General features: G+C 68.2%; 7 protein-coding genes, 5 tRNA genes and 1 other RNA gene. 2 read left to right on the top strand and 11 right to left on the bottom strand.

Going from position 1 to position 10,806, the window contains the following annotated elements; all coding sequences use genetic code 11:
• A partial coding sequence (locus HUW62_RS48220) for a hypothetical protein (RefSeq protein ID WP_217911864.1) occupies window positions 1–217 on the top strand: 217 nt, incomplete at its 5' end.
• Window positions 218–688: 471 nt separating this feature from the next.
• On the opposite strand, the gene dnaX is transcribed toward HUW62_RS48220, so the two are convergent.
• On the bottom strand, window positions 689–1,903 hold the full coding sequence (dnaX, locus tag HUW62_RS42100; RefSeq protein ID WP_163866761.1) for a DNA polymerase III subunit gamma/tau: 1,215 nt from the start codon (window positions 1,901–1,903) through the stop codon (window positions 689–691).
• Window positions 1,904–1,958: 55 nt separating this feature from the next.
• Window positions 1,959–3,497: an NAD(P)/FAD-dependent oxidoreductase gene (locus tag HUW62_RS42095; protein ID WP_163866762.1), complete on the bottom strand. Its 1,539-nt coding sequence runs from the start codon at window positions 3,495–3,497 to the stop codon at window positions 1,959–1,961.
• Window positions 3,498–3,604: 107 nt separating this feature from the next.
• Here HUW62_RS42095 and HUW62_RS42090 point away from each other — a divergent pair, with 107 nt between their 5' ends.
• Window positions 3,605–5,059, top strand: coding sequence for a glycosyltransferase family 39 protein (locus HUW62_RS42090; protein ID WP_176437632.1), 1,455 nt, complete (start codon window positions 3,605–3,607; stop codon window positions 5,057–5,059).
• A 95-nt stretch (window positions 5,060–5,154) separates the two neighbouring features.
• On the opposite strand, the gene ffs is transcribed toward HUW62_RS42090, so the two are convergent.
• The 9 genes from ffs to HUW62_RS42045 form a co-directional block, all read right to left on the bottom strand.
• An RNA gene (ffs, locus tag HUW62_RS42085) (signal recognition particle sRNA small type) lies at window positions 5,155–5,247 on the bottom strand.
• Window positions 5,248–5,280: 33 nt separating this feature from the next.
• Window positions 5,281–5,367: transfer RNA gene (locus HUW62_RS42080), tRNA-Ser, on the bottom strand.
• 14 nt (window positions 5,368–5,381) lie between these two features.
• A tRNA-Ser gene (locus HUW62_RS42075) sits at window positions 5,382–5,468 on the bottom strand.
• A 6-nt stretch (window positions 5,469–5,474) separates the two neighbouring features.
• The gene (gene tadA / locus HUW62_RS42070) at window positions 5,475–5,939 is read right to left on the bottom strand and encodes a tRNA adenosine(34) deaminase TadA (protein ID WP_163866763.1); all 465 of its coding nucleotides are present in this window, start codon (window positions 5,937–5,939) and stop codon (window positions 5,475–5,477) included.
• Between the two features lie 24 nt (window positions 5,940–5,963).
• Window positions 5,964–6,037: transfer RNA gene (locus HUW62_RS42065), tRNA-Arg, on the bottom strand.
• 28 nt (window positions 6,038–6,065) lie between these two features.
• Window positions 6,066–6,155: transfer RNA gene (locus HUW62_RS42060), tRNA-Ser, on the bottom strand.
• A 42-nt stretch (window positions 6,156–6,197) separates the two neighbouring features.
• Window positions 6,198–6,284, bottom strand: a tRNA-Ser gene (locus HUW62_RS42055).
• Window positions 6,285–6,384: 100 nt separating this feature from the next.
• Window positions 6,385–7,665, bottom strand: coding sequence for a serine--tRNA ligase (serS, locus tag HUW62_RS42050; RefSeq protein WP_163866880.1), 1,281 nt, complete (start codon window positions 7,663–7,665; stop codon window positions 6,385–6,387).
• 136 nt (window positions 7,666–7,801) lie between these two features.
• Window positions 7,802–10,806: tetratricopeptide repeat protein (locus tag HUW62_RS42045; RefSeq protein WP_176437631.1), on the bottom strand; the 3,005-nt coding region annotated here is incomplete at its 5' end.

The raw sequence follows: 10,806 nt of genomic DNA, 5'->3' as shown, positions 1-10,806 counted from the left end.
GGGCGGCTCGACCGCGAAGCCGCCGGGGCGAGGAGGGGCTTCCGCGCTGGCCTGCCCGCCCGCGGCATTGCGCAAGAAGGACAGGGGACGCGCGGCGGAGGGTGGCAGTCCGGCCATCACCGGTCCGGTGGCGGCGACAGGGGGCGCGACGGGAGGGGACGGAGGCGGGCTCCAGGCACCCGAGGGCCCTGAGTCCGACGCGCCGCCAGAGTGCTGAGGTAGCTCGATGTCATCCGGAGGCTCGGCCACGTAGTCCGACTCGTCGTAGCGCGAGGCTCCAAAGTCACGCGGCGCCGCCTGGAAGGTCGGTGCCTGCGAGCCCTGCGTTGACTCGGTGTCGCGGGAGGCTCCGAAATCACGCGGCGCCGCCTGGAAGGTCGGTGCCTGCGAGCCTTGGGCGGACTCGACGTCGCGCGCAGTGGTTGCATCGCTCGAAGCGCCCTGTGTGGACTCGGCGTTGCGCGTAGCTTCGAAGCCGCGAGGTGCTCCCTGCGTGGACTCGGCGACGCGCGGTGCCGCACCCATCCGAGCGTCGTCGGTGGGTCGAGGCTCGGACGCACTTCCAGCGGGCGCGGGGGACGCCGAAGGCGCACGCGCTATCGAAGCAGCGGAATCAGAGGTCGCACCGTGCGCCTCCCGGGCGGGAGGCGTCGGAGCAGGAACTTCCGGACGAGGAGCCGGTCGAGGCTCAGGCGCGAAAGTTCGTGGAGCTGGAGCGACCTCCTGGCGCTCCAGCATTGGTCTTGTTGGCACCCTCGCCCTGCGGCAGTCCGGCCGCGAGCCGATCCACCCGCGCCAGCAGCTCCGGAATGGAACCACCGGGCGACAACTGGATGGCCTTCAGCAGCGCCATCTCCAGCGCGAGCCTCGGCTGCGCCGCGCGAGACACGTCCCACACACTGCCGTGCACGATGTCGAACAGGCGGGTGAGCTGCGCGCTCTCCGCTTCCTTCGCCAGCGCGATGAGCGCCTTCTGCTCGGACTCGGCCAACTCGGCGGGCGCCTCGCCCAGCGTCTTCGTGACGAAGAGGTGGCGTAACTGGAGCGCCAGCTCCTCCGCGAGCCGCTTCAAGTCGAGCCCGCGGTTGAAGACCTCCTCCACGCGCTCGAGGATGCGCTTGGCGTCCTTGCGCACCAGCGCCTCGGCGAAGTCCTGCACCATCGTCCGGTCGATGGCGCCCAGGGCCTCGGCGACTTCTTCATCCGTGGGATTCGCGCCGCACGAAGCGAGCACCTGGTCCAGGAGGCTCAGCGCGTCGCGCATGCCACCCTCGGACTGGCGCACGACGAGCGACAGGGAGCGGTCCGAAATACCCGCGCCCTCCGCCTTGCAGATCTCCTGAAGTCGCTGGAGCATCCGCGCCGCGGAGATGCGGCGGAAGTTGTGGCGCTGGCAGCGCGAGAGAATCGTGTCCGGGAGCTTGTGCGCCTCCGTCGTCGCGAAGATGAACTTCACGTGACCGGGCGGCTCCTCCAGCGTCTTGAGCAGCGCGTTGAACGCCGCTCCGGACAGCATGTGGACCTCGTCGATGATGTAGATCTTGTGCCTGTCCCGCTGCGGCAGGTACTTCGCGTTCTCGCGAATCTCGCGGACGTTCTCCACGCCGTTGTTGGACGCACCGTCGATCTCCGCCACGTCCACGCTGGTGCCGTTGGCGATTTCGATGCACGCCCGGCACTCGCCGCACGGAGTCGCCGTGGGGCCCTTGTCACAGTTGAGGGCCTTGGCGAGCAGTCGAGCGGCCGTCGTCTTGCCGACACCACGAGGGCCACAGAACAGGTACGCATGAGCGACCCGGTCCATCTTGATGGCGTTCGCGATGGTCCGGACGACGTGCTCCTGTCCGGTCATGTCATCGAACTTCTGCGGGCGCCATTTACGCGCGAGGACGAGGTAGCTCATGGGGGTCTTCATCTAAACACGACGGCGACGGGGATCCATCTCCAGGCGCTCGGACTCAGCGTCCCAGGGCCTTGAGCACCACGCCCGCCGCGTTGTGGCCCGCCGCGCCGATGACGCTGCCGGCGGGGTGGCAGCCCGCGCTGCAGAAATAGAGCCCCTGCACCGGCGTCTCGTAGGGCAACCGGTCGGTGAAGCCCCGCTTGTTGTCCACATGATGGATGTGGCCGCCCGTGATTCCGAAGTGGCTCTCGATTTTCGGGGGTGTGAGGGCGAAGTACTCCTGCACCTTGTCACTGGTGCCCGGGGCGAAGCGGTCGCAGATGGACAGGAGGTGCTGCACGTACTTCGACTCCTCCTTCTCCCACGTGGTGCCCTCCAGCTTGTAGGGCACCCACTCCACGAAGAGGGCGGAGTTGTGGTGTCCCTCGGCGTCGCGCAGCGTGGGGTCCACCGTGGTGTGGATGTACCACTCGATGGAAGGGAACTCCGACAGCTTGCCCGCCTGCGTCTCGCGGTACGAGCGCTCCAGCGCGCCGAGCACGTCGTCCTCCTGGGGCAGCAGGTGGATGGTGGGGCCGAACTGGCCCCGGTCCTCGGGGAGGCAGGTGAAGGTGGGCAGCTCCTTCAGGCACAGGTTCACCTTGAGCGTGGTGCCCGGCACCGCCATCGCGTTCACCTTCGCGCGGTAGTCCGCGGGCAGTGCCGCCGAGTCCACCAGCTTCAACGTGCGGAACGGGTCGCCGTTGGAGATGACGACGTTGGCGCTCAGCTCCTCGCCATTCTCCAGCACCACGCCCTTCACCACGCCCGCGTCCACGCGGACCGACGTCACCTTCGCGCCGGTGCGGATGACGGCGCCGTACTTGCGCGCGACGTTGGCGATGGACTGGGTGACGGTGCCCATGCCACCGGCGACAATCATCCACGTGCCGCCGCTGCCTGGCAGCCGGCACATGTTGTGGACGAGCAGGTTCATGCCCGTCCCCTGCGTGTCATAGCCGCCGTCCAGTCCAGAGAACGCGTCGGTCACCGCGTACATGGCCTTCACGAAGTCGGACTTGAATCGGAAGCGCTCCAGGTACTGGCGCGCCGAGCCCTGACACAGCTGGATGAAGTTCCGCCGCAGCGCGGGCCGGATGTAGCGCTCGGCGGTCTCCTCGATGGAGAGCGGGGGCAGGAGCCACGACGGGGCCAGGTCATCGCGCAGCGCGCCCAGCTCCGCGTTCATCGCCTGGTTGGCCTCCCAGTCCTCCTGGGAGAAGAACTCCAGGAACTGGCGCTTCAGCTCGCGCTCGTCCGAGCCGAACAGCAGATAGCGCTTGCCCGTGGTGGGCAGGAAGTAGTGCGGGTCCCTCCGCTTGAGGGGCAGGTCCAGCTCCAGTTCGCGCAGCAGCTCCGGCGGCATCAAGCCCAGGAGGTACGCGCCCGTGGACACGCCGAGCCCCGGCGCGCTCTTGAACGGATATTCGGTGCGGCACGCTCCGCCGATGACGTCCTTGTCCTCCAAGACGGTGACCGACAGGCCCCGACGCGCGAGCATCGCCGCTGTCACGAGCCCGTTGTGTCCCGCTCCCACCACGATGACGTCCGGCATGTGTCTTCCTCCTCAAGGAACCGCGTTCCTACCCGAGCGAGGGCCTGCCGGACAAACGTCACCTGGCTTGCACCCGGGCGCGGGGCCGGGGAGAGTCCCCGACGCCCGTGTCCGCACCCCTGCCCGACGCACCCACCGCCCCCGTGCCGCTCGAGAACCCGCCGGCCGAGGCACCTCGTCCCGAGCCTCGGAATCGCGCGCTCCTCACCTGGCTGCCCCTCGTGGGCGTGGCGCTCCTGCCGGCCATCGTCGCGGTGACGCAGTTGGGCCGCATCCATCCCGACGAGGTGTATCAAGCCCTGGAGCCCGCCTACTGGCGCGTCCATGGCTACGGCGTGCTGGCGTGGGAGTGGCGCGATGGCATCCGCAACTGGGCTGTACCTGGGGTGCTGGCGGCCTTCCTCAAGCTGGCGGGGGTGCTCGGCATCACCGACCCGCAGGGCTATCGCGCGGTGGTGGCCCTCCCCCAGCTCGCGCTGCATGCGTGGAGCCTGTGGGCCGCCTACCGCTTCGCCGCCCGTCGAGCCGGCCCCATGGGAGGCTGGCTGGCCGTCCTGCTGCTGGGCCTCTACGGACCGGTGCTCGTCTTCGCCGGGCGCACGCTGGCGGAGTCCATCTCCACGTCCTTCCTCCTCGTGGCCATGGAGGCGTTGGACAGGCGCGAGCGCGAGGGCAGGGCGGGCCTCGTCGGTGGCGCGGCCCTGGGCCTGGCCGTCGTCACCCGCTACCCGTCCGCCATCTGCGTCGTCGCGGCGCTTCTCTGGCTGATGGCCGCCCGACGCTGGAAGCTCCTGGCCTTCACCTGCCTGGGGGGACTCGCCGTGGCCGCGGGGCTGGGCCTGCTGGACCACCTCACCTGGGGCGGCCCCTTCCACTCGTTCTTCAAGTACGTCCGCTTCAACGTCCTGTCCGGAGAGGCGGCGGCCCGCTTCGGCTCGGCGGCTCCTCGCTTCTACGCGATGCCCCTGCTGACGGCCGTGCCGCTCTGGGCCTGGGCCGCCGTGCCGCTGGGCTTCTGGGTGATGAAGCGAAAGGCCGGTGTGTCCCTGCCTCTTACGTGCGCGGTCATCTATCTGGGAGTGCTGCTGGGGACCGCGCACAAGGAGGAGCGCTTCCTCTACCCGGCGCTGGTGCTGGGACTCCTCGCGGCGGCCCCCGTCGTCGCGGGCTTCATCACCTCACGGGCGCAACTCGCGTTGCGCTGGGGACTGGCCACGGGGGCACTGGCCTCGGGGCTCGCCTCCGCCTGGCTCTTCCCTCCGAATGATCTCCGCGCGGACCAGTTTCGAGCCATCGTCGCGGCGACGCGCATGGGCGGCGCGACAGGCCTGGTCATCGTCAACGAGGGGCTGTGGGGTTCCGGTGGCTTCTTCTACCTGGGCCAGCAGATTCCCTGGCTCACCTGCGACTGGCCCCGGGACGGCGCCTTCCAGCAGGGCATGCGCGAGCGGCGCTTCAACCGCGTCGTCACCTTCGAGGACCGGGCCCTGCCCGAAATCCAGGCGGCGGGCTTCCGGATTGCCCAGCGCATCGGCCGCGAGACGCTGCTCGTCCGGGACTGAGCGACGCAGGCCGGCAGGGGAGGGCACGAGCAAGGACCCCTCTGCCCCCAAGCCCGCAAAGGCGAAGAGCCAGCCCCCGAGATGGGGACTGGCTCTTCAGAACGGCCGGGACACACGCGGTAGATCGCTACCGTTGCTTCCTTCCGGACCTGGCGGGGTTCGCGCCCCCACGTTGTCCCGACCACAAAAGATGTAGACATCGACTGCTGAAACAACAACTACGGAGAGGGTGGGATTCGAACCCACGATACCCTTTCAGATATACACGCGTTCCAGGCGTGCGCCTTCAACCGCTCGGCCACCTCTCCAAAAAAGTCTGGAGCGGAGAGCGTAGGATTCGAACCTACGATACCGTTACCGGTATGCCTGATTTCGAGTCAGGTGCCTTCGACCACTCGGCCAGCTCTCCAAGTATTCAATTGTCGCGTCGCTTCGCTCGCAAGCGCTCGAAGAACGACTTTAGAAGAATCCGGCTGTCTTCCGCCAGGATACCACTCGTGACCTGGAGCCGGTGGTTGTGTCGGGGCTCTTCGGCCAGATTGTACAGAGAGCCAACTGCACCTGCCTTCGGGTCCATGGCGCCAAAAACGAGGCGTGTCACCCGGGACTGCACCAATGCACCGGCGCACATCGCACACGGTTCCAACGTCACGTACAGCGTGACGCCCGTCATCCGCCAGACACCCAGATGCCTGCGAGCGGCATCCAACGCGAGGACTTCCGCATGGGCGAGGGGATTGCGGTCCACTTCGCGGCGGTTGAAACCCGTTCCGATGATGTTTCCATCATGGACCGCTACCGCACCGACGGGGACCTCTCCAAGTGTCGCGGCTTCCCGCGCGAGCGCGAGGGCCTGCTGCATGAAAGCTTCGTCACTCATGGAGACGGCGTGAAAAGAAGGGAACGCTCCCTGGAGGATTCGAACCTCCGGCCTTCGGATTCGTAGTCCGACGCTCTATCCAGCTGAGCTAAGGGAGCAAATCTTCACGCACTGCTACAACAAAGGTGGCGGAGAGAGAGGGATTCGAACCCTCGATACCCTTTCGAGTATGCAGGTTTAGCAAACCTGTGCCTTCAGCCTCTCGGCCATCTCTCCAACTCTTCTCTGTCAAAGAACCGCAAAACTCAAGCACAAATTCGGAGGCGGTAGGATTCGAACCTACGGAGAGCTTGCACCCTCTGCGGTTTTCAAGACCGCTGCCTTCAACCGCTCGGCCACGCCTCCATACAACGACTTCAGCCGGCGGTGTCCCTCGGACCGACGTCGACCGTGGGGCCGCCCTTCTACCTCATTCCGCGCCCGTTGCAAGCGGATGATCACAGTTCTAAAGCGGCTTCAGTTCCTTGATGCCGCCCATGTAGGGCCAGAGCACTTCCGGGATGGCGATGGTGCCGTCGTCACGCTGGTAGTTCTCCAGGATGGCGATGGAAGTCCGGCCCACCGCGAGCCCGCTGCCGTTCAGGGTGTGGACGAGCTGCGGCTTGTCCCCCTTCTGGGCCCGGAAGCGAATCTTCGCCCGGCGGGACTGGAAGTCGCCGCAGTCCGAGCAGGACGAAATCTCCCGGTACGCGTTCTGCCCCGGCAGCCAGACCTCGATGTCGTACGTCTTGCGGGCGGAGAACCCCATGTCGCCGGTGCACAGCAGCATCACCCGGTGGTGCAGGCCCAGGCGGCGCAGGATGTCGCACGCGTCGTCCGTCATGGACTCCAGTTCCTCCAGGCTCTTGTCGGGCTGGGCGAACTTCACCATCTCCACCTTGTGGAACTGGTGCTGGCGGATGAGGCCGCGGGTGTCCCTGCCGGCGGCGCCGGCCTCCGCGCGGAAGCACGGGCTGAAGGCGCAGTAGCGGATGGGCATCGACTCGCCCTCGAGGATTTCGTCCGCGTGGTAGTTGGTGACGGGCACTTCCGCGGTGGGGATGAGGAAGCGCTCGGGGTCGCCCAGCGTCTTGAAGGCGTCGTCCTCGAACTTGGGCAACTGGCCCGTCCCCATCATCGTCTCTCGCAGCACCAGGTAGGGCGGAAGCAGCTCCGTGTAGCCCTTCTGGGTGTGCACATCGATCATGAACGTGACGAGCGCACGCTCCAGCCTCGCCAGTGCGCCCTTGTAGAAGGTGAAGCGGCTGCCGGAGACCTTCGCGGCGCGCTCGAAGTCGAGCATGCCCAGCTTCTCCCCCAGCTCGAAGTGCTGCTTCGGCGTGAAGGGCAGGTTCGGCTTCTCACCCCAGCTCTTCACCTGGACGTTCTCGTCCGCGCTGGCGCCCACGGGCACGGACTCGTGCGGCAAGTTGGGGATTAGCAGGAGGATGCGGTCGATCTCCTCCTCCACCTCCTTGAGGCGGTTCTGCTTGTCCTTGATGTCCTGGGAGACGGCGCGAAGGTCGCCGCGCAGCGCGTCCAGCGCCTGGGGGTCCTCCTTCGCCTTCTTCTTCATCTCCTCGTTGGCGGCGTTGCGGCGCGCGGCCAGCGACTCCATGGAGGCGAACAGCTTCCCGCGCTCGGAGAACAGCTCCTGGAAGGGGCCGAGGTCCAGGTTGCCGCCCCGCGTCTTCAGGCGAGCGACGACCGCATCGAAGTTCTGCGCAACGTTCCGGAGGTCCAGCATGGGGGACGCCTTGTAGTCACCCTCGGTGGGCGTCAGCAAGACTCCTCGCGCCCGGGGTGCTCAAGGGCGGACGCCCCGGGCCCAAACCGCCTGACGCCGGCCATCCCTGGAAGGACGGCCGGCTGTCGGCTGGCGGCTAGTTCTGCAGGTCGTAGATCTCTTCCTCGATGTCCTTCTTGTCCGTCGCGTCCGGCTTCTTCACGAGGTAGTCCTTGAAGGCCTGCACGGCTTCCCGGCGCTTGTTCTTCTCCTTATAGGCGAAGCCCAGGTAGTAGTAGGTCATCGGGTTCTCCGGCTCGACGCTGGAGGCCTTGCGGTACCAGTCAATGGCCTTGGCGTGCTGGGCCTGCTCGGTGAAGGCGCGGGCGACCTTGTAGTAGACGTGGGTCAGCTTCGCGTCCGCCTTGAGGGCCGTCTGGTAGCGCTTGATGGCGTCGTTCCAGCGGGCGGCGTTGAAGTACGCGTCGCCGATGGAGCCGAGCACGCGGGTGCGGCGCGGATCCGCCTTGAGGCTGTCCTCGAAGGAGGCGATGGCCTCGTCGAACTCGCCGTTCTCCAGGTGGGCGTGGCCGAGTGCCTCGTGCGCGTCCGCGTTGGCCGGGTCCAGCGTCACCGCGGTGTTCCACTCGCGCATGGCGTCCGGCAGGTTCTTCGCATCGCGGAGGATGACGCCGTAGGCGTAGTGGTAGTCGGGGCGCTTGGGGGCGCGCTCCACGGCCTTGCGCATGGCGTCCATGGCCTGGGTGAACTCCAGCCGCTTCGCCTTCACGAGCCCCAGGTAGTAGAGCGCCTCGTGGTTGGAGGGCTCGTTGCTGAGCGCCAGGCCCAGGTTGCTCTCCGCGCTGGGCAGCTCTCCGCGCTCCAGCAGCACGGCGCCCAGGGTGATGGGAATCGTGGTGGAGCGGGGGTCCTCGGCCTTGGCCTTCTCCAACTCGGCCACGGCCTCGTCCAGCTTGCCCAGGCGCCACAGGACGATGCCGCGCTGCAGCCGGCCGTCCTTCAAGAGGTGCGGGTCCAGCTCCAGGGCGCGGTTGGCCTCCGTCTGGGCCTTCTCCAAGTCTCCATTGAGCAGCGCCACGCGCGACAGGCCCAGGTGGGCGTCGGCGAGGTTGGGGTCCAACTGCACGGCGCGCTCGAACTCCTGCTGTCCCAAGAGCGCGTTGTTCTCCGCCAGGGCCAGCTCGCCCAGACCGGAGCGCACGCCCGCGTGTTCCGGGGCCTTGGTGGCGGCCTGCTCCAACTGGGTGCGGGCCTCCGCGTTGCGGCGCTGACGCAGGTAGAAGCGGCCCAGGTAGAGGTTGGCCTCCACCAGCGCGGCGTCCGCGGCGATGGCGCGCTTGTAGTGGCCCTCCGCCTCGGAGAGCTTGTCCAGCGCGTCCTCGATGCGGCCGTAGAGGTAGGCGATGCGGGCCTCGTTGGGGAACTGCCCGCTGGCCTTCTGCACGGCATCCAGGGCCGCCTGCATCTTCCCGGTCATCACCAGCGAGGTGATGTGGCCGTCGGCGTACTCCAGGTTGTCGCTCTCCTCGGACGCGAGCGCCGTGTACAGCGGCAGGGCGCCCTCGTAGTTGCGCTGGGCGCGCATCACGTGGGCCAGTTGCGCCTTGAGGAAGTCGGACTGGGGGTCCTTCTCCATGGCGGACTTCAGCTCCGCCTCGGCCTCCTTGGGCTTGTGCTGGTGGAAGAGCGCCACGCCCTTGAGGCCCCGGGCCCGCGCCAGCTCCGCCGGGCCGAGCGCGGACTGGACGTCCTCCGCCAGGGCCTCGTCGATGGACTGGGTGCCCTTCTCCGCGTCCTTGCGCACCAGGAGCTGCACGGCGGCGAGCTCCACGGCGGAGGCGGCGTGCTTGCGGTCGGCCTCGAGCGCGGCGGCGTACGAAGCCGCGGCATCGTCGGCGCGGCCCGCGGCCTGGTGCAGGTTGCCGAGCGCGTGGTGGGCCTTGGCGGACTTGGGGTCCGCGGCGAGCACCTTCTTCAGCGTCTCGATGGCGCTGTTCTGGTCGCGCTTCATCGCCTGGGCCTCGGCCACGAGGAAGGCCAGCTCCAGGTCCGCCTGGTTCGCCTCGCGGCTGTAGGCGTCCAGGAGCGGCGTCAGCGCGGCGTCCGCCTGCCGGGAGGTGAGCGCGAGCGACGCGGCGACCTTGATGACGTCGACGTCCTTCTCGCCCAGGAGCGCGATGTCCTCCATCGCGTCACGGCAGCGGCTCATGTCCGCCATGTCGGCCGCGGCGTACTTGCGCTGCAGGTAGTAGACGGACTGGCACCACAGCGAGCGCACCGCCGGGTACTCCTTCTCCTGGAGCGCCTGCGCGGAGAGGGTGTGCGCCTGCTTGTAGCTGGCGAAGGTGTCCTGGAGGAGCGCCTGCCGCGCCTGGTTCACGAGCTCCGCCTGGGGCGAGCCGTCCGAGACGCGCGCGGGGAACAGGGCGCGACGCCCGAAGGCGCCGTAGCGCGTGCCGAACTCCGTGCCCACGCCGATGCCCAGGAGCAGCACCGCCACGCCGGCGGCGATGAACATGGGGATGCGCTTCTTGATCTTCGCGTCGGCGCCGCTGCGGTCCACGACGGAGACCGCGGCCATGCGGCCTTCGTAGAGCTGCTCCAGGCGACGCATGTTCGCCTGCGTCCCGCCCGGGTCGGCGCGAGGCGCCTCCGTGTCCGACGCGGTGGCGACGGGGGCGGCGGCCACCACCTTGGACGGGCCCTCCATCAGCCGCTGGATGGCGGTGGCGAAGGTGGGGATGGTGCCGATGGCCGACCACTGCTCCGAGTCGAGCGACACGTCCTCGTTGCCGAGCAGCTGCCCGTCCTCGAGCATCTTGACGACGACGCCCTCGTCGAAGGGACCGAACACCTTGCCCGAGCGGCGACGGACGTGGAAGCGGCGCACCTTCGCGCCGGCCTGTCCTGTCTCGCGGCCGGCGGCGTCGTCGATGAAGGACAGCATCTCCAGGCCGTCCGCCGGGCCCGCGTTGGGCGGAGGCGGCAGCGGGTCGGAGAGGTCCGCTTCCAGGTCGTCACCGGGCCGCGCGGTGGGGTCGAACTCCAGCGAGTCCGGGACTCCCGCGGACGGAGCGGGCGACGGGGGCATCCCGAAGTCCACGTCGCCGAAGTCCACCGAGGGGTTGAAGGACGCGGGCG

Source organism: Myxococcus sp. AM011, assembly GCF_013372595.1.
Taxonomy (GTDB): domain Bacteria; phylum Myxococcota; class Myxococcia; order Myxococcales; family Myxococcaceae; genus Myxococcus; species Myxococcus eversor.
Note: the sequence above shows the minus strand (reverse complement) of the source record. Positions and strands in the feature narration are given on the sequence as shown.